This window comes from Kosakonia oryzendophytica (assembly GCF_027886705.1).
Taxonomy (GTDB): Bacteria; Pseudomonadota; Gammaproteobacteria; order Enterobacterales; family Enterobacteriaceae; genus Kosakonia; species Kosakonia oryzendophytica.
This window is the reverse complement of record NZ_CP115659.1, coordinates 1,493,128-1,511,510: the sequence shown is the minus strand read 5'-3', so window position 1 is coordinate 1,511,510 and position 18,383 is coordinate 1,493,128. Positions and strand designations below refer to the sequence as shown.

Genomic DNA, 18,383 nt, shown 5'->3' with positions numbered 1-18,383 from the left:
GGCTGGATGTCCAGTATGGTGACGGCGGCAACGGGATCTGCCGCAGCGTTATGTTAAGAGTTTAGCATCAAGGCGCAACTTTTCACCCACTTACTTAACATAGCAGAAATGTATGATGGATCACTAATTTTGAGTCTGGTCACAGGTCATTAATATAGTGTGTGTTTGATCTCGTTTTCTTTTAGCTTGTTACATAGAATGTGCAAGAAATTTCTACCCGTCTCATATTTGGAGCAAATATGTCCCGCGTTCTGCACTTTGTCCTGGCGCTTGCTGTTGTGGCGCTGCTTGCCTTGCTCGTAAGCAGCGATCGCAAGAAAATCCGCATCCGCTTTGTTATTCAATTGCTGGTTATTGAAGTTTTACTGGCCTGGTTCTTCCTGAACTCAGATATCGGCCTGGGCTTCGTGAAAGGCTTCTCCGAAATGTTTGAAAAACTGCTCGGTTTCGCCAACGAAGGTACCAACTTCGTATTCGGTAAAATGAATGACGAAGGCCTGGCGTTCTTCTTCCTGAAAGTGCTGTGCCCGATTGTCTTTATTTCCGCGCTTATCGGTATTCTGCAACACATTCGCGTGCTGCCGATTATTATCCGCGCCATCGGTACGGTGCTGTCGAAAGTGAACGGCATGGGCAAACTGGAGTCATTTAACGCCGTCAGCTCCCTGATTCTGGGTCAGTCCGAGAACTTTATTGCCTATAAAGATATCCTCGGCAAAATGTCTCGTAACCGTATGTACACCATGGCGGCAACGGCCATGTCGACAGTGTCAATGTCCATCGTTGGCGCTTACATGACCATGTTGCAGCCGAAATATGTTGTTGCGGCGCTGGTACTGAACATGTTCAGTACCTTTATCGTGCTGTCGCTGATCAACCCCTACCGTGTGGAAGAGAGCGAAGAAAATCTGCAGATGGCGAGACTGCATGAAGGTCAGAGCTTCTTTGAAATGCTGGGCGAATACATTCTGGCGGGCTTCAAAGTGGCGATTATCGTTGCGGCGATGCTGATTGGCTTTATCGCGCTGATTTCCGGTCTGAACGCGCTGTTCGCTGCGATTTTTGGTATCTCTTTCCAGGGCATTCTGGGCTATATCTTCTACCCCATCGCCTGGGTGCTGGGTGTACCGGCCCATGAAGCGCTGCAAGTGGCGAGCATCATGGCAACCAAACTGGTGTCCAATGAATTCGTGGCGATGATGGATCTGCAGAAAATCGCGGCCAACCTCTCTCCGCGTGCGGAAGGTATCCTCTCTGTGTTCCTGGTCTCCTTCGCTAACTTCTCTTCTATCGGTATTATCGCCGGTGCGATTAAGGGCCTGAACGAAGAGCAAGGCAACGTGGTTTCCCGCTTTGGTCTGAAACTGGTTTACGGCTCTACGCTGGTGAGTGTGCTGTCTGCTGCGATTGCGGCACTGGTGATCTGATTGCCGGATGGCCTTGAATATTGAAAACCGGGGATAGCCCCGGTTTTTTTATCTCTCCGCCAGCAGTTGCGGTTTCCCTAATAAGTAACCTTGCAAATAATCGACCCCGGCTTGCAACAGCAGTGCGCGCTGGGCTTCGTTTTCCACATACTCCGCCACCACTGTCAGCGACTTCCCTTTCGCCACCTCGCAGATGGCTTTCACGATCATCACATCCTGAGGATCGTTCAGAATATCCCGCACGAAACAACCGTCTATCTTGATGATATCCGCCTGCAAGCGCTTCAGACGTTCAAAGTTCGCATAGCCGGTACCAAAATCGTCGATAGCAATTTTGAAACCGGCTTCGCGCAATCGTTGAATGTTGTGAATACTCACTTCAGAGTGCGAGAGCGCCTGCTCTTCGGTGATCTCAATGATCACCGCCTGCGGCGACACGGCATAGCGGTCAAAGAGAGAAAGAAGCTGCGCAACAAAATCGTTCTGCATTAGCGTTAACGGCATCAGATTAACCGAAAAGCGCGCGCCACCATGTGGGCCAGGATGCTGCTGCATCCATTGTAGTAAGCGATCCACCACTTGCATATCAAAACGGGTGCTCAAATTGAACTGCGCAATCACCGGGATAAACTGGTCCGGCGTTAGCAACTCGCCATCACAGACCAGCCGGCTGAGGATCTCCTGATATCCGATACCTTGCGCATTAACGATAGGCTGACCATAAAGCACGGTGCCGTTGTTATCCAGCGCCCGCTTCACTTTGTTGAGCAGCAGGACCCGATCGGTGGTCTGGTCGGTCACCTCTTGCAGACTATTGGTGAGCGCCAGTACCTGCTGCCCCAGGGAGGCCTGTTCCGAAAGCCAGCTTAACTGCCCCAGCGTGTGATGCAGCTCTTTCCCTGAAGCCTGTAATTCTCCCCACGAGATACCAAACTCAATATCCAGCGCAGTGGCGTTCCAGTAGATACGACGGCTATTAAGATAACGCACCATATGTTGCAAACGCCCGGCGATGTCTGGCCCGTTCAGTTTTAACAGCAGTTCATTTCCGGGAAGCTGAAAGAGGGTTTCTCCCTCCTGCAGTAAGGGTTGCAGCTCACGCGTTACGCTGCGTTTTACATGCACGCGCATCATCATGCCAAAATGGCGACTCAGGAATTCCACATTCTGCATATGCAAGCAGCAGACAATGCAGGAGGGCTGCGCGTCGAGCATTTTTTCCAGTGCGCGCAGGTTGGGCAAGCCGGTTAAAGGATCGGTCATTGCCTGGGCCTGCCAGCGCCCTTTCAGCCATTCGCTATGGGTATAAATGCGCATCATATACAGCATAGAAATGGTGAAACAAATCAATACCGACATCACAAACGCCAGCGAATAGTCGGAATGCACGCCGTGCAGAAAGCTGTCGTTATACACCATCAGCGCGAATGCAGCGCATCCCCAACACAACATCAAAAGTGGATGGCTTAACCTGCTGATGCCAAAAGTAAAGAGAATAAACAGAACCGGCACCAGGTAGCCCGCAATATACTCGGACTGATAAGGGAGACAGAGGGTAATAACCATGGCGATCAGCGCTGCGATCCAGAAAAGGGTAAACAGACGCTTCTCTGCTGAAAGCCAGGGTTTAATACTCTGTCGCCAGAATGTGCGGAAAAAATGAGGATTAATCATCATCCTTAGCGGAAAATATATAATCATCGTGAATATTAGTGATGCAACAATCAGGCTCTGAATATCAATAATGGAATAAATAACGGAACTGGAATTAAAAAATCCCGACAAATGAATTGGATAGTTAAACCAGATACCCGCAATATACATTGAACATTTTATGCCGAGCGGAGCAATAAACCCCAACCATAAAATACGGATCCCCATATCTTTATTCGGGATGCCATGACGCCAACGCGAACCGAGCCGCCAGCGGACGACCGCGCAGGCCAGCAGCACAGGGAATGTCAGGCAAAATAACAGCACCGCCGCCTCTATTCCCGGTAAATGCAGAACGCTCTCGTTTATCAATGCGAAACCGAGAATAACAGGCACAACACCATGCCGCCCAAAAAGTAAAATAATGGCCAGCATAACACTTAACGGCAACCAGGCCAGATAAATATCGCTGGCATTGACCACCGTTTTCGGCGAAATAATACGGGAAACAGGGACGGCGATCAGACAAAGAATTAATGCCAAAAGGAATTTTCGCACATAACTGTCATTTCGGTTCTTCATTAAAATAATGCGCAAACTCCTGGCCGGGAAAAGGGTAAGTAGCCGGATAATAGATTTATTCGTTTTATGGATCAAGTTACCAGGCCAATAAACACTCTTAGTCTTTTCTGAGGTTAACCACCTAAGAGTTGTTACAACAGCCTGAGTGCAATTGACAGAAGCTCAGAAACGAAAAAACCCCCGCGTAAACGCGAGGGTTTGAGATTTTGGTGGAGCTAAGCGGGATCGAACCGCTGACCTCTTGCATGCCATGCAAGCGCTCTCCCAGCTGAGCTATAGCCCCACAATGTTTCTTTACGCGCCAAATCCGTTGGGTGCGGAATTTGGTGGAGCTAAGCGGGATCGAACCGCTGACCTCTTGCATGCCATGCAAGCGCTCTCCCAGCTGAGCTATAGCCCCATTGCGTAAAGCGTGTCGTGTTGACGGGCGGCATAATATGAATTCCCTTGCCAGGTGTCAACGGCAAAATCTCTCCGCCTTATTCAATCGCTGAAAAAGCATGCAAATGAAAGACATTGCGCGCCTGGTCGCAACCAGTAGTTAAACCTGTCACATTTTCCTGTTAAATGGTGCTATAACATAAGTCATTAATTACCCTTACAACCACTCGGGAATTACATGCTCAAGGAACGAATGACCCCAGACGAGTTGGCAAGCCTCACCGGTTACAGCCGCCAGACAATCAATAAATGGGTGCGCAAAGAGGGATGGGTAACGTCCCCCAAACCTGGCGTACAAGGCGGAAAAGCCCGCCTGGTCCATGTGAACGAACAGGTTCGCGCTTTTATTCTCAGTGCCCAACGTCCGGAAGAACACACCGTTTCCGGCGCTATGTCGCACGACACATCCCTCGAAATGTTGCTTATCACGCTGGTGAAAGAGATGACCGACACCGAGCAAAAGCAATTCTCCTCTCTGTTAATACGTGACGGTATTACCGGGTTATTACAACGCCTGGGTATCCGCGAACAGAAATAAGATGATGAAACTAGCCAGCAAAATGACCACCGAAGAGTTAGCGGATTTTATCGGCGTCGCAAAGCAGACCGTGAATCGCTGGATCCGTGAACAAGGTTGGCAAACCGAAAATTTACCCGGTGTAAAAGGTGGGCGCGCCAGACTTATCCATATCAATAAAGATGTACGCAACTTTATTATGAAAACGCCCACCATGCGCCAGCGAACCACCTCCTATTCCATCGCCGAGCCTTCTGTACCGTATGGCGCAGCAGAAAGCACCCCACTGCGGGAAATCATGAAGGTTCTGAATAATATGACCCCCGACGAGCAGCACCAGCTTGCGCTATTACTGGCGCGTGAAGGCATTTGCGGTTTCTTACACCGGCTGGGTATTGCGCAAACCGTGGAGGAGTAAAAAAAACCGGCTCAAAGTAGCCGGTTTTTTTATCACTGACCATCAGTGCGTGTGCTGATGATTCTCACGCCGGTAAGCTCCCGGTGGCAGATTGAACGTGCGGGTAAAAATACGCGTGAAGGTTTGCTGCGAATCAAAGCCATATTTCAGACAAATGTCGTAAACCCTCTGATCGGTATCGCGTAAATCCCGGGCTGCAAGCGAGAGTTTACGCTCGCGAATATAACGCCCTAAACTCTCTCCTTTGTACTGCAAGAAAAGCCGCTGCAAATGCCATTTGGAATAGCCCGCATGCGCTGCAATATCATCAATACGTAATGGTTGATGGAGATTGTCGTCGATCCACTCGACGATGGTGTCGATAACCTGAGCGGAAATAGTCATACTGCGCTCCCCCTCTGCTCTTCGATTAGTAAACGGGTTTATTCCCACCAGGCGCGAAAGCGTTGCGCGCTGTCAGCTGCAAACACAGGCTCGCCCAGTCTCGGTGTCAGTAAGCGATAACTTTTGCCAAGGCTCGCTGCCGCCAGCCGTTTGTAGGGATCATCCCAGGTATGTTTTGCCAACACAAAACGCCCCGCGTGGCCCGGCAGAACCGCACGTGCATTAAGCTCCTGCGCCGCTTGTGCGGCCTCTTCCGGCATCATATGTATGTACTTCCAATCCTCGTCATACTGGCCGTTTTCCATAATGGCGACGTCCACTGCGCCAAAGTGTTCGCCTATGGCTTTAAAATGCGGGCCATAGCCGGTATCCCCGCTGTAGTAGACCTTGCGTTCCGGTGTCACGAACATAAAGCTTGCCCACAGCGTCTGGTTACGCTTCAGACCACGTCCGGAGAAGTGTCGCGCAGGCAGCACATGCACGGTGAGATCATCACTGATGGCCACTTTCTGCTGCCAGTCCGCTTCCTCAATAATTGCCGGATCCATCCCCCAGTAACGCAGGTGAGACCCCACGCCAAGCGGCGTCACCACGCGTTTAATTTTGGGCATCAGCGCTTTGATGGTGGCGTAATCCAGATGGTCGTAATGGTCATGAGAAATAATCAGCAGATCGATTTCCGGCATGCTTTGTGCCGTCCACGCCTCATTGCCTGCAAACGCTTTATTGAGGAACGAAAACGGTGCTGCATAGTCGCTCAGAACCGGATCGATAAGAATGCGTTTACCCGCCAGTTGCAGATACCAGGAGGAGTGTCCCATCCACACCAGGGTATCCTCTGCCAAGGGCAGACTGGCAAGATCGGTGTGCACTATCGGTAAGGGTTGTTGCGGGCGCGCGTTTTCGCGTTTAGTCACTAAAAAGTCCCACCACGCGGCCAGCATATTTTTCTTTCCGGTAAAGCCCGGCGTAGGCAACGTGTTCTGGAATTTGCCATCGTGATAATTCGGCGATTTTTCGACTGCCGTCAGTTGCTCACCCTGCGGCAACTGACCAAAACCGGCACTCAGAACAAACGGTAAACTTGCGGCGGACGCAACGAGCATAACAAGAACCACGCTGAGAATGAGACGCTTCATATCCTTACCCGACAAAATCGATCCTTTCCCTGGATACGACGCTGGTTAAACTTGATTATGAGTGAGTAAGCACTCATTATAGAGAGGAGCAATAAACCGTCAAGATGATTTTTTTTATTTGACATCCGACGTTGCAGCGTTACAGAGGGCGTGTTTCAATCGTGGTTTTTATAGCGTGAGAGGAAAAGTGGAGTGGCTCGTCCAAAGAGTGAAGACAAAAAAATGGCGTTACTGGAAGCGGCAACCAAAGCGATTGCAGAGTCAGGGATCGCGGCCTCAACCGCGTTAATAGCCCGTAATGCGGGCGTCGCTGAAGGCACGCTGTTTCGCTACTTCGCCACCAAGGACGATTTGCTGAATGCGCTTTACCTGCACCTGAAAACCGATCTCTGCGGTACCATGCTCGACAACCTCGATCGCACCATCAGCGATCCGAAAGAGCATACGCACTCTATCTGGAACAGTTATATCGACTGGGGCATTCGCCACCCTTGCGGGCACCAGGCTGTACGCCAGATCGCGGTGAGCGAAAAACTCACCCCGGAAACCAAACAACAGGTGACAGACATCTTCCCGGAACTCCATGAACTTTGTCATCGTTCGGTGCTGCCCATCTTTTTAGACGGCGAGTTTGCCCCCTTCGGCGATGCCATCTTCCTGTCGATGGCGGATACCACCATTACCTTTGCCGGCCGCGACCCTTCCCGCATGAAAGAGATCAAACGCCTCGGTTTTGAAGCGATGTGGCGCGCACTGGCGTCAGAGGAAAAAGATGGACAGTAAAACCCTGCAGGCCACTGCCCATCGCCTTGCACTGGCGTTGCCCTTTACCGAGCACTGCTGGCCTTTCGGCCCGGAGCATGATGTGTTCAAAGTGTGCGGTAAGATTTTTATGATGACCACCACCGCCCACGGCAGGCCGATGGTGACGATGAAGGCGGAGCCGCAAATGTCGCTGCTCAACCAGCAAATTTACCCCAGCATTGAGCCGGGATACCACATGAACAAGAAACACTGGATTTCGGTGTTTGCCGGTGAGGAGATCGACGAGTCGCTGCTCGCCTCGCTGATTCAGGCCTCATGGGATCGAGTAGTGGACGGCTTACCGCGTAAAGATCAAAAACGTCTGCGCCCTTAAGCGTTTGCCGCCAGCCATTTCAGCGCGTGTTCGCCCTGTTCATCCACCGGCAGGTAGACCAGCAGGCGCGAACCATTACGCGGCGCAGAAAACCAGTACATCTGCTGAAGCGTAAACTCACCCAGTTGCGGATGAACAAACTGCTTCAGTTTATTTTCCACTCCGCGCACATCCAGATATTTGTGCCACAAGGCTTCAAACTCAGCGGAGGCCGCACAAAAGCGCGCCAGTTTGGTTTCCCACAATGGGTCGCCACGGTGTTCCGCCATTGCCGCGCGAAAATAGGCGACAAAGGTTTGCAACACGCTTTCATGCTGACCCAGACGGCTACGCCACTGCGGATGGGTCAGATAGAGGTAAATACAGTTGCGGTCTTCTTCCGCCATTTCGCCGAAATTCACGCCCATCAGGCGCTCAAAAGCGACGTTCCACGCGACAATATCAAAGTTGGTTTTCTGAATACTGGCAGGCTGTGGCAACAGGCTATCCAGCAAACGACGCGTCCCTTCGCTGATCCCTTCGCACTGCGGCGCGTTGAGCGCCTCTGCTGGCGTCAGTCCTGCCAGTAAAAACAGATGTCGCGTTTCCGTCGGCGAGCACTGCAATGCGCTGGCGACCGCCTGCAAGACACTGGCGGAAGGGTTCATCTCTCTGCCCTGCTCCAGCCAGGTGTACCAGGTGACACCCACATCAGCCAGTAACGCAACCTCTTCCCGGCGCAGGCCCGGCGTACGACGACGTCCGCTGCGCGGCAATCCCAGCCGCTGCGGATCCAGACTTTCCCGGCGCGCACGCAAAAATGCGCCCAGTTGTTTACGGTTCTCTTCCTGAACCGTCAGTACGGGTTGCCGTTCCGCCATTAACGTCATAAACACCTCCAGCATGGTAGTGCCAGTACCAGTATGGGTAAGAACTGGTACCCGTGTATTCAATCAGCGATGCTACGTCTATCTGATGAATGACGCAATGGAGTTACCATGAATACGTCTGCTGTTTCACCTGGCCGGGCCGGTCTGATCCTGCTGTTAACAGGGCAGATGCTGCCACTTATCGACACCTCCATTACCAACGTGGCGCTCGACTCCATTACGCTGTCGCTGCATACCTCCGCCACCCAGTTAGCGTTGATTGTGGCGCTATATGGCGTCGCCTTTGCGGTTTGTCTGGCCATGGGGAGCAAACTGGGCGACAACCTTGGGCGCAGGCGCGTGTTCTTATGGGGCGTGACGCTGTTCGGTATTGCGTCTCTCTTGTGCGGGCTGGCGGATTCCATCTCTGCGCTCCTGGCGGCCCGCACGCTGCAAGGCATGGGCGCGGCGCTGATCGTGCCACAGATCCTCGCCACGTTGCATGTCACGTTAAAAGGCACCGCGCATGCCCGCGCCATCAGCCTGTACGGTGGCATTGGCGGCGTCGCCTTTATTATCGGTCAGATGGGCGGGGGCTGGCTGGTTTCGGCGGATATCGCCGGACTGGGCTGGCGCAACGCCTTTTTTATCAATGTGCCGATTTGCCTGTTGGTGCTGGCGCTCAGCCACCGCTATATCCCGGAAACCCGCAATGAAACACGCTCGCGTATCGACTGGCATGGCACGATCGCACTGGCGCTGATCCTCTGCTGCCTGCTGTTCCCGCTGGCGCTCGGTCCGGAGTTACACTGGCCATGGCCCACGCAGGTCGCATTGCTGGCACTTTTCCCACTGGTTTTGTGGATGCGCGCCAGCGCACTGCAACAACAGCGTGCTGGCCTGACGCCCCTGCTGCCGCCGCGACTGCTTAAACTGCACAGCATCCGTTTTGGTTTATTGATCGCCCTTCTCTTCTTTAGCGCCTGGTCCGGGTTTATGTTTTGCATGGCGCTCACTTTGCAGGCTGGCATGGGGATGACGCCATCGCACTCCGGCAACAGTTTTGTTGCCCTTGGCATCGCCTATTTTGTCTCAGCCTGGTATGCCCCCAAACTGATTGCGCGTTACAGCATGCGAACGATTCTGCTCACCGGGTTAGCGGTTCAGGTCGCCGGGTTACTGGCTCTGATAGCAACCTTGCAGCTTTCCGGCCAATGGGTGGGCGCACTGGCACTGGCCCCCTCTACGGTGTTGATTGGTTACGGTCAGGCGTTGATTGTGAACAGTTTCTATCGCATTGGTATGCGCGATCTCACCGCCAGTGACGCTGGCGCAGGCAGCGCGCTGCTCAGCACATTGCAGCAGGCGACGTTAGGGCTTGGGCCTGCACTGCTCGGTGGATTGTTTTTGCATCTCGTCGGGCAGTCGCACGGCAATTACAGTACTGCGATGAGCGGTTTTCTGGCAACGGAAGTGTTGATGATGCTCATGCTGGCCGTGGCGGCTATTGGTGCGCGCCGCCAGTTAGCGCCGCACTGCCCGGCGAACTCATAACTACCCGCTCCGCTGAAAACAGGATAATGTTATATCTTTGTTATTAAAGGGAGCACACGGTGAAACTCGATATCTACCAGGTGGACGCGTTCAGTGCGCGTCCTTTTTCCGGCAACCCGGCAGCGGTTTGTATTACGCCGCATGGACTGGATGCTGCGTTAATGCAGCAAATTGCCGACGAAATGGCGGTGTCAGAGACAGCATTCTTCAACCTTGCAGATAACAACCTGCGCTGGTTTACACCGCTGGCGGAAGTGGAACTCTGTGGGCATGCCACACTTGCGACAGCACATGTGCTGCATCAGACCGGGCGACTTGCGGCAGGGGCAACGGTCACCTTTCAAACCCTTTCCGGCCCGCTGTCAGCAAGCGTGGTTCGCCGCGGTATTCAGCTTGATTTCCCACTGCTAACCCCGCAAATGGATAGTGCTCCGCCGCAGGCTTTACTGAATGCGCTTGGGCTTTCATCCGCCCAGGTCTGCGATTACGGTACCTTTGGCGCAAAACAACTGGTCGTGGTGAGCGACGCGCAAAGTGTGCGCACGCTGAGCGTCGATTTTCAGGCGCTCCGCGCCCTGTCTGGTCGTGGCGTGGTGGTCACTGCTCCCGGCGAGGGTGAGTACGATCTGCTGTCGCGCTATTTTGCTCCATGGGTGGGGGTCGATGAAGATCCGGTCACCGGCTCCGCGCACTGTGCCCTGGCGGCATACTGGTCGGCCCGGTTGGGTAAGCGCTCGCTTACCGCTTACCAGGCCTCGCGTCGCGGCGGTGTACTGACTCTGGAGCAAACAGCGAATGACCGCGTGTTGATGACCGGCGCGGCGCATACCGTCCTGGCTGGCACACTACAACTTTGACGGCAGCCGCGCGACCATACGCCAGCGGAACCAAATCTGTGCCAGCAGGATCAACACCCCGCCGATAATTTTTTGCAGCGGCAAACGCTCACCGTACCACAAGGACGCGGCAATGACCGTCAGCAGCGGCTCCAGCACCATAATGATGGCAGCACTGGCGACGGCAGCGTATTTCTGACCTTGCAACTGCAGCGCAAAACGCAGACTGGTGGCAATAAAAATACTCGCCACCAGCCACATCCCGGTGGCGGCCGTCAGGGGTTGTGTCCACGCCTCAAACAACGCGGAAATCGCTAACCCGGCAATGCCGGTTACCGCCAGTTGCACGGCGGTCAGCGGCAACAGCGGCACTTCTCTGGCGCAGCGGCTGGTGTAACAGAAGTTAATTGACTGCACGAACGCAGTGAGCAGAAACCAGCCCTGGCTGGGGTGAAACGTAATCGGCGTATGCAGGCTAAGTAGTGCAAGGCCGATAATCGCCACCGGCAAACACTCCCAGTACGCTCGCGCGGGACGGGTATTCATCATCGCCCACGCCACCAGCGGCACAAACAGCATCGACAGGCTCATGATAAATGCCCCTTCGCCCAACGATGGCGTGGTCGACACTGACCAAATCCACAAGCAGAGGTTAAGCGCCATCCAGAAACCGCTGATCAACACCTGGCGCAGTTTCGCCAGCGGAATGCGTTGTTTAAGGCAGAAAGGCAGCAGCACCAGCGCCGCGCCAAAAAAACGCAGGCCGAGAAAAGCAAAAACCGGCATGCCGGAAATCGCCTCACGCGAAAAAATCCAGCCACAGGCGGCGATAAGGGTGGTGAGAACCAGTAACAGGTCGGCTTGTCGTTGCCGGGTCATGCCATAACTCCTGAAGCCATAAAAACGCCAGCGCGAACGGCTGGCGACATCATTGTATGCATCATGCCTGAAAAATCAGGCACTGGCCTGGAAAATTCCCGCCAGGTGAGGCGGGAACAGAGAGGATTAGGCGCGGGTACCTGAACGACGCAGCAGTTTAAAAGCCGCGAAAAGAAACAGGATCCACAGCGGCAACAGCACCGCCGACAAGCGCATATCCTCAATGGTGTACATCAGCACCAGGATCAGCAACATGAAACCGATACACAGATAGTTTCCCGCTGGAAAGAGCAGTGCTTTGAACTGCGGATCGCGCCCTTTGCGCCGCATGGCGGCACGAAACTTCAGGTGCGCCAGCGAGATCATGATCCAGTTCAGCAGCAGCGTCGCCACCACCAGCGCCATCAGCATACCAAACGCTTTCTGCGGCAGCAGGTAGTTCACCAGCACCACGAATGAGGTGATAGCGCCGGAGAGAAACAGGGAATTCACCGGCACACCGCGACGGCTCACGCGCGTCAGAAAGGCGGGAGCATTCCCCTGCACCGAGAGGCCAAACAGCATGCGGCTGTTGGAGTAAACACCGCTGTTATAAACCGACAGCGACGCCACAAGAATGACGAAATTAAGCGCAGATGCTACCAGGTTACTGTCCAAATCATGAAAAATCATCACAAAAGGACTGCTATTCGCTTTGACATCAATCCAAGGATAGAGCGCCAGCAACACCACCAGCGACCCGATATAAAACAGCAGAATACGGTACACCACCTGGTTGACTGCTTTGGGAATGGTGGTATGCGGCTCGCTGGCTTCCGCCGCAGTAATACCGATCAGCTCAAGCCCACCGAAGGAGAACATAATCACCGCCAGCGACAGGATCAAACCGTGCCAACCGGTGGCGAAGAAGCCGTTATAGCGCCAGAGGTTATCAATGCTGGCGCGCTCACCGCCGTGGCCGGAGAACAGCATCCACAGGCCAAAACCAATCATACCGATGATCGCCAGCACTTTGATCAGGGCAAACCAGAACTCTGTTTCGCCATACAGACGCACGTTAACCAGGTTAACCGCATTGATGATGACAAAGAAAGCAGCAGCCCAGACCCAGGTCGGCACCTCCGGGAACCAGTACTGCATATAGATCCCGGCGGCGGTCAGTTCCGCCATGCCCACCAGCACAAACATCGCCCAGTAGTTCCAGCCGGAAAGGAAACCGGCGAACGGCCCCCAATATTTGAATGCAAAATGGGAAAACGAGCCGGATACTGGCTCTTCCACCACCATTTCGCCAAGCTGGCGCATAATCAGAAAGGCGATAATCCCGGCAATGCCATAGCCCAACAATACTGCCGGTCCGGCCATCTGAATAGCCGGGCCAATGCCAAGAAATAATCCGGTGCCAATCGCGCCGCCCAGCGCAATTAACTGAATATGACGATTCTTCAAACCCCGTTGTAATGTCGGCGCTGTTTCCGACGCGGCATCGGTGATATTACCCGCTGCCTGAGACGCGTTTTTCACGTCCTTCCCCTTTGTGTTTTATTGAAGGGGCACCTTTTAACATCTCAGGTCAGGCCTGGCAAGAAATGGCGCTGCCGCCCCGTCATGCAAGAACGAAAATTCCGCTGAGGTTGAGTTGTTGGCGAACCACTGCAGGTGTCAGTCGAGAAAACTTGCACAACCGAGCAAATAAAAACTACTATTAATAGCCACAATTGAACACAATCAAGCAAAATCGAGCAATCAATGCTGTTCGGCCAGCCGCAACGTTTGTCACCGCGGTTATCACGTTTTGGGAGGGAGATCTTGAACATTGCACACGTGGCGCTTTGGACGCGCCATATCGAAGCGCAGCGTACATTCTGGCGCGACTTTTTTTCCGCCACCAGCAACGAGAAATATGTCAGTAAAAATCGTGCCGGTTTCGAATCCTACTTTATCTCGCTGGCGCACGGTCCCACCATCGAACTGATGGCGCTGCCTGAACTGGCGAACGCACCGGCAAATCCGGAATTCGTCGGCTGGGCGCATATTGCTATCGCCGTGGGTAATGTCGAACAGGTGGATAAGATGGCGCAAAAAGCCCACCAGCAAGGGCGGCTGGCAAGCCCGGCCCGTTGGACTGGCGATGGGTTCTATGAAGCGGTGATCACCGACCCGGATGGCAACAGGATCGAACTGGTCGCCGAATAATGAGCAACAGGGAGCCCGGCAATCCGGACTCCCTGCACTGCCTTACACGTGCAAGCGGAACTGCTGCACGCTCTGCGCCAGCTGTTCGGCCTGTTCTTCCAGCGACGTCGCCGCGGCGGTCATCTGCTGAACCAGGGAGGCGTTCTGTTGCGTTACGCCATCCATCTCGTTCACCGCGATAGTGACCTGACCAATGCCTTTGGCCTGCTCATCCGAGGCACTCACGATCTCACTGATGATCGACTGCACGGAGTTCACCGCCTGCGTCATCTCCTGCATGGTTTTACCGGCATCGTTCACCAGTTGTACCCCGGCTTCTACCCGCTTACTGGACTCCTCAATCAGCGCGCCGATATCTTTGACCGCATCGGCGCTGCGCTGCGCCAGGTTACGTACTTCAGACGCCACCACAGCAAATCCACGGCCCTGTTCACCCGCGCGCGCCGCTTCAACGGCAGCGTTAAGCGCCAGGATGTTGGTCTGGAAAGCAATGCTGTTAATGATTGCCGTGATGTCGCCGATTTTCTTCGCACTGTCGTCGATTTGCGCCATGGTATCCACCACCTGACCGACCAGCGCTTCACCGCGGCTGGCGATTTTGGTGGCGTTAGCGGTGAGCGCCGTCGCATTGTGCGCGTTTTCGGCGTTATGTTTCACCGTGGCGCTGAACTGCTCCATGCTGGCTGCCGTCTGCTCCAGCGCCGCGGCTTGCTGCTCGGTGCGTGAAGAGAGGTTAATATTACCGCTGACAATCTCGCCCGCCCCCTGACGTACTGAATCGCTGGCGTCTTTAATTTTCCCGACAATACTTCGCAGTTGATCCTGCATGGTGTGCAGTGCATAAAACAGGCTGCTGCGGTCACCCGGTTTAACCTCGATGAGGTTATCAAGCTTGCCGTCAGCGACCGCCAGCGCAATGTTGGCACCTTCCGCCGGCTCACCGCCAATGGGTTTGAGCACTTTGCGGCTAAAGACCAGCCCCAGCAACACACTGACCAGCAGGATGCTGATCACGCCGAGAATAACGGCATTCATCAGTTGACGGTTCGCTGCCGCCATGACCTGACTGACCGGCGCGACCACACCCAGATACCAGCTATCCGTCCCCTCGCCCAGCGAAACAGGCTGCCAGGTGATTAACGTTTTTTCACCGAGGATAGGATCGTCCTGTTCCACCACCTCACTGCTGTAGTTATCGGTCTTACCGGGGTAAGGCTTACTGGTCAGTTTCTTATCCGGGTAGGAAATGACTTTACCCGCTGTCGAGAGCAGCACCGCATAGCCGCCCCCTTCCCAGGGTTTAATCTCGTTCACTTTCTGCTGCAAAGAGGCCAGCGAAATATCGGACGTCACCACTGCATGCAGCTTGCCATCTCTGATGATCGGCGCGGCAACAGAGGTTAACAAGGTTGGCACGCCGTTATAGGCATAGCTATAGGGTTCAATCAATGTATCTTTTTGGCTCTTCTGCGGCAGCAGGTAGTAATCTCCCTGGCCTGGCGTAAAGATCGATGTCAGCGGATGCAAGTTGTACTCGCCGGACTGACCATGATCGACAAAGAAGGCATAGCGCCCTTTTGGCGCCTGACCCGGTTTATCCGCGAATTCCGCATCCCGTCCGTCGTAGGCGTTTTCTTCGAAAATGACCGAAATAGAAAGATAGTCAGGATTGTCATGCAGTGCCGATTCCAGCAGTTTGTCTGCCACTTTACGATCGGTAATGCCGGCTTCCGGAAGGGCAATCATGCTGTGGCCCAGGTTATGCGCCACGTCGCGCGCATAGCTCAGTTGCTGCTGGATTTTCAACGCTTCGCTTTGCGCGATTTTTTGCAGATATTTTTCTGCGAGACTTTTTTGTTCACTGCTGGACTGCCAGCTCAGAACGCCGATGGTCACAACGAAACCAAGGGTGATGGTGATGGCGCCCGTCAGCAGCATTTGCGCGCGGGTGCTCATTTTTTTGGACGCTAATTGTTTGGCCATTACCGCTCTCCTGGAGTCAGCCTGCTACATCATCATGGTCCTTTCAACATGGGCTCCCTTGTAAAAGGGCTATCGGCGTCAGTTTTTTGATCTTTAATTGTTAACAAGACCATTTTACTGGCGTAAAAACGCGCACCATTTCCCAAAATCAGCAGGCTGACAGCGGAGAAAGGTGTAGTGAGAGTTAACAAATCGGCAACTAAAAATTAAATCAGTGTTTTATGCTGCAAGAGAAGTGAGGAACTATTTTTAAAGGCTGTGAGCATGCAAACAGCCCTGACTTATCGCCAGGGCGAGACAATTTAACCGCGATCGTCTTTTGGGCCGAGGAAGTAAAAACCAAACGGCAGCGAACCGATAATGGTGAACATCAGACTGTAAATGGCAACCCAGGCGCCCTGCATAATGAACATTGAGGTCGTCCACTGCGCCATCGGCAGATTGTACTGATCTTCCACCCCCTGGAAGGTCACTTTCGAAATGACGCTCACCGCAATCAGAAAGACGATAACGACCGCAACGATGAACTTTTTCCCCTCGCGGGTACGCAGTTTTTCCAGCATATACCCCTCCTGTTATGTGGCATTTCCGTGCCGCGAGTGTAACCGATCTGCTGTTTAATTGTTGTGAATTATTCAAATAACTCGTGCAAATTCCGGGAAACGATAACCGGTTAACAACCGCATATACTGCGGCTTTACAGCATCAATAAGGAGAAAACAACGCGTAAGGACATCCCGATACGCTGTTTTTCCGTTTCACTTTTTGTGTTGTGCAAATCCGCTAATGACTGGCGCGTCCTGCTGCTAAAGCGCTTAACTGGGTAGGCGAACATTTTGCTGAGCGCGCCCCCTCTGCGTTACTGAAAATGCCCGTTTCGCCTTAGATCGTCTGTGGCAACGTATTATCGCCCTCCCCCAACGGGCGCTGCATCAACACCGTATCCAGCCAGCGCCCGTGTTTCATGCCCACACTTTTCAGCGTGCCGATGACGGTAAACCCGGCGCGCGCATGCAGCCGCAATGATCCTTCATTTTCGCTATTACCAATGTTGGCGATCAGTTGTCGGTAACCGTGCTGTTCCGCCCAGGCCACCGCCTGCGACAGTAAGGCTATCCCGGCCCCCTGCTGGAGAAACGTGTCATCCACATAGACCGAATCTTCCAGCGTGTACTGGTAGGCATGCCGTTCGCGGTAACGCGAAAGATAGCAGTAGCCCCGTACGCGCCCTTCATGCACGGCGACATACCACGGCAGCCCGGCATGACGCGTTTTCTCGAGCCTCTGGCGCATCTCTGCTCTGGCCGGCGGCTCGGTTTCAAACGAGGCGACCCCGCAGGTCACATGATGCGCGTAAATTTGTGTGATCGCGCTTAGGTGTTGTTCTTGTGCTTCAATAATGTCCATAATCCAGCTCCCGTCAGGCGTGTTCACCACGCTACCTGTAATGCGGCAAAACAGGCACCGGGTTGTACTTATCACCCCTATAAGGAAAAGTTTGCGATGTCCCATTTCAGCCTCGACCAACTCGCTACTTACAAGCTGGTGATCGCCCGGGGAAGTTTTACCGGAGCGGCGGAAGTGCTGGGGATTTCGCAACCGGCTGTCAGCCTGCAAATACGCCAACTGGAGCAGGCGCTGCAAACCCGCCTGATTGAGCGCTCCGGGCGCGGTATCCGCCCAACGGCGGCGGGCGAGACCTTTCTTGCACACTGCGCGCACATTGAGAATGCCGTCACCACGGCGATCCAGTCCGTTGCCATCTATCAGCAGGCCATTAGCGGTCACGTGACGATTGGCACAGGCGCAACGACCTGTATTCACTTGTTGCCTCCGGTACTGCAACAACTGCGCGAGGACTTTCCGTTGCTGACCGTGGGCGTTCGTACCGGCAACACCAGCGATATTCTCCGCGCCGTCGAGGAGAACCGGGTGGATATCGGGCTGGTGACCATGCCAGCCAGCGGTCGCAACCTTGCCATCTCGCCGCTGTTTAACGAATCCTTTGTCGCCATCACCGCAGAAGGACAGCCCCGGCAGGCATTACCGCTGATTGTGTTTGAGTCCGGTAGCAGTACCCGCCAACTGATTGATGAATGGCTGCTGGACAAGGGTGAGCATGCCGCGCCGGTCATGGAGCTCGGCAGTATTGAGGCCATTAAACGCATGGTGCGCGCCGGGCTGGGTTACAGCATCGTGCCGGACGTCGCGGTACAAACTGAGGAAGACCGTCTGGGTTTACGTGTCACACCATTACAGCCGCCTTTACAACGCACACTGGCGCTGGTGATGCGCCAGGACAAAGTGGTAACGCGCGGAATGACGGAAGTGCTCAACGGTTTAAAAAGGCGGGTATAACACCCGCCCCTGATTCAGCAATCGTCGAGG

General features: G+C 53.9%; 18 protein-coding genes and 2 tRNA genes. 9 read left to right on the top strand and 11 right to left on the bottom strand.

The genetic code is table 11. The annotated features are described in order from the left end of the window. Positions 1–239 precede the first annotated feature (239 nt). Complete coding sequence (locus O9K67_RS07405; RefSeq protein WP_061493851.1) at positions 240–1,427, top strand: NupC/NupG family nucleoside CNT transporter; 1,188 nt, start codon at positions 240–242, stop codon at positions 1,425–1,427. Between the two features lie 48 nt (positions 1,428–1,475). Here O9K67_RS07405 and O9K67_RS07400 read toward each other — a convergent pair whose 3' ends face one another. The 3 genes from O9K67_RS07400 to O9K67_RS07390 form a co-directional block, all read right to left on the bottom strand. Further along, positions 1,476–3,662, bottom strand: coding sequence for an EAL domain-containing protein (locus O9K67_RS07400; RefSeq protein WP_061493850.1), 2,187 nt, complete (start codon positions 3,660–3,662; stop codon positions 1,476–1,478). Between the two features lie 207 nt (positions 3,663–3,869). Next, positions 3,870–3,945 (bottom strand) — tRNA-Ala (locus O9K67_RS07395). A gap of 41 nt (positions 3,946–3,986) precedes the next feature. Continuing rightward, a tRNA-Ala gene (locus tag O9K67_RS07390) sits at positions 3,987–4,062 on the bottom strand. A gap of 219 nt (positions 4,063–4,281) precedes the next feature. On the opposite strand from O9K67_RS07390, the gene O9K67_RS07385 reads away from it, so the two are divergent. Continuing rightward, positions 4,282–4,641: a YfeC-like transcriptional regulator gene (locus O9K67_RS07385; protein ID WP_061493849.1), complete on the top strand. Its 360-nt coding sequence runs from the start codon at positions 4,282–4,284 to the stop codon at positions 4,639–4,641. 1 nt (position 4,642) lies between these two features. After that, positions 4,643–5,038, top strand: a complete 396-nt coding sequence (locus O9K67_RS07380; RefSeq protein WP_061493848.1) for a YfeC-like transcriptional regulator — start codon at positions 4,643–4,645, stop codon at positions 5,036–5,038. A 42-nt stretch (positions 5,039–5,080) separates the two neighbouring features. Here the strand turns inward: O9K67_RS07380 and O9K67_RS07375 are convergent, their stop codons facing one another. Then, positions 5,081–5,422, bottom strand: a complete 342-nt coding sequence (locus O9K67_RS07375; protein WP_061493847.1) for a RamA family antibiotic efflux transcriptional regulator — start codon at positions 5,420–5,422, stop codon at positions 5,081–5,083. Between the two features lie 38 nt (positions 5,423–5,460). Continuing rightward, on the bottom strand, positions 5,461–6,576 hold the full coding sequence (locus O9K67_RS07370) for an MBL fold metallo-hydrolase (RefSeq protein ID WP_271044649.1): 1,116 nt from the start codon (positions 6,574–6,576) through the stop codon (positions 5,461–5,463). 177 nt (positions 6,577–6,753) lie between these two features. Between O9K67_RS07370 and O9K67_RS07365 the strand changes: the two genes are divergently transcribed. Together O9K67_RS07365 and O9K67_RS07360 are read left to right on the top strand one after the other, a co-directional pair. Further along, positions 6,754–7,344 carry a TetR/AcrR family transcriptional regulator gene (locus O9K67_RS07365; RefSeq protein WP_061493845.1) on the top strand — a complete coding sequence of 197 codons (591 nt, stop codon included), beginning with the start codon at positions 6,754–6,756 and terminating at the stop codon, positions 7,342–7,344. Next, positions 7,334–7,699, top strand: coding sequence for an MmcQ/YjbR family DNA-binding protein (locus tag O9K67_RS07360; RefSeq protein WP_061493844.1), 366 nt, complete (start codon positions 7,334–7,336; stop codon positions 7,697–7,699). The genes O9K67_RS07365 and O9K67_RS07360 overlap by 11 nt, the downstream gene beginning before the upstream one ends. Here O9K67_RS07360 and O9K67_RS07355 read toward each other — a convergent pair. Continuing rightward, positions 7,696–8,568 carry a helix-turn-helix transcriptional regulator gene (locus O9K67_RS07355; RefSeq protein ID WP_061499836.1) on the bottom strand — a complete coding sequence of 291 codons (873 nt, stop codon included), beginning with the start codon at positions 8,566–8,568 and terminating at the stop codon, positions 7,696–7,698. The two genes, O9K67_RS07360 and O9K67_RS07355, sit on opposite strands and share 4 nt — an antisense overlap. Before the next feature lie 108 nt (positions 8,569–8,676). On the opposite strand from O9K67_RS07355, the gene O9K67_RS07350 reads away from it, so the two are divergent. Together O9K67_RS07350 and O9K67_RS07345 are read left to right on the top strand one after the other, a co-directional pair. After that, positions 8,677–10,101 (top strand): MFS transporter, encoded by a 1,425-nt coding sequence (locus O9K67_RS07350; protein WP_061493843.1) that lies wholly within the window; start codon positions 8,677–8,679, stop codon positions 10,099–10,101. Positions 10,102–10,160: 59 nt separating this feature from the next. Continuing rightward, entirely contained in the window at positions 10,161–10,958 is a 798-nt protein-coding gene (locus O9K67_RS07345; RefSeq protein WP_061493842.1) for a PhzF family phenazine biosynthesis protein, read from the top strand. Here the strand turns inward: O9K67_RS07345 and O9K67_RS07340 are convergent. After that, the gene (locus O9K67_RS07340; RefSeq protein ID WP_061493841.1) at positions 10,947–11,816 is read right to left on the bottom strand and encodes a DMT family transporter; all 870 of its coding nucleotides are present in this window, start codon (positions 11,814–11,816) and stop codon (positions 10,947–10,949) included. The genes O9K67_RS07345 and O9K67_RS07340 overlap by 12 nt on opposite strands. A 126-nt stretch (positions 11,817–11,942) precedes the next feature. Beyond that, the gene (gene pheP / locus O9K67_RS07335) at positions 11,943–13,340 is read right to left on the bottom strand and encodes a phenylalanine transporter (RefSeq protein WP_061493840.1); all 1,398 of its coding nucleotides are present in this window, start codon (positions 13,338–13,340) and stop codon (positions 11,943–11,945) included. 285 nt (positions 13,341–13,625) lie between these two features. Here pheP and O9K67_RS07330 point away from each other — a divergent pair, with 285 nt between their 5' ends. Continuing rightward, positions 13,626–14,012: a VOC family protein gene (locus O9K67_RS07330; protein WP_061499834.1), complete on the top strand. Its 387-nt coding sequence runs from the start codon at positions 13,626–13,628 to the stop codon at positions 14,010–14,012. Between the two features lie 42 nt (positions 14,013–14,054). Here O9K67_RS07330 and O9K67_RS07325 read toward each other — a convergent pair whose 3' ends face one another. From O9K67_RS07325 to O9K67_RS07315, 3 genes are all read right to left on the bottom strand, one after another. Continuing rightward, positions 14,055–15,995: a methyl-accepting chemotaxis protein gene (locus O9K67_RS07325; protein ID WP_061493839.1), complete on the bottom strand. Its 1,941-nt coding sequence runs from the start codon at positions 15,993–15,995 to the stop codon at positions 14,055–14,057. 302 nt (positions 15,996–16,297) lie between these two features. Beyond that, positions 16,298–16,558 (bottom strand): DUF2534 family protein, encoded by a 261-nt coding sequence (locus O9K67_RS07320; protein ID WP_061493838.1) that lies wholly within the window; start codon positions 16,556–16,558, stop codon positions 16,298–16,300. A 319-nt stretch (positions 16,559–16,877) separates the two neighbouring features. Then, entirely contained in the window at positions 16,878–17,402 is a 525-nt protein-coding gene (locus tag O9K67_RS07315; RefSeq protein ID WP_061493837.1) for a GNAT family N-acetyltransferase, read from the bottom strand. A 96-nt stretch (positions 17,403–17,498) separates the two neighbouring features. Here O9K67_RS07315 and O9K67_RS07310 point away from each other — a divergent pair, with 96 nt between their 5' ends. After that, a complete protein-coding gene (locus O9K67_RS07310; RefSeq protein ID WP_061493836.1) occupies positions 17,499–18,353 on the top strand; it encodes a LysR family transcriptional regulator in 855 nt (284 codons plus the stop codon). Positions 18,354–18,383: the final 30 nt, after the last annotated feature.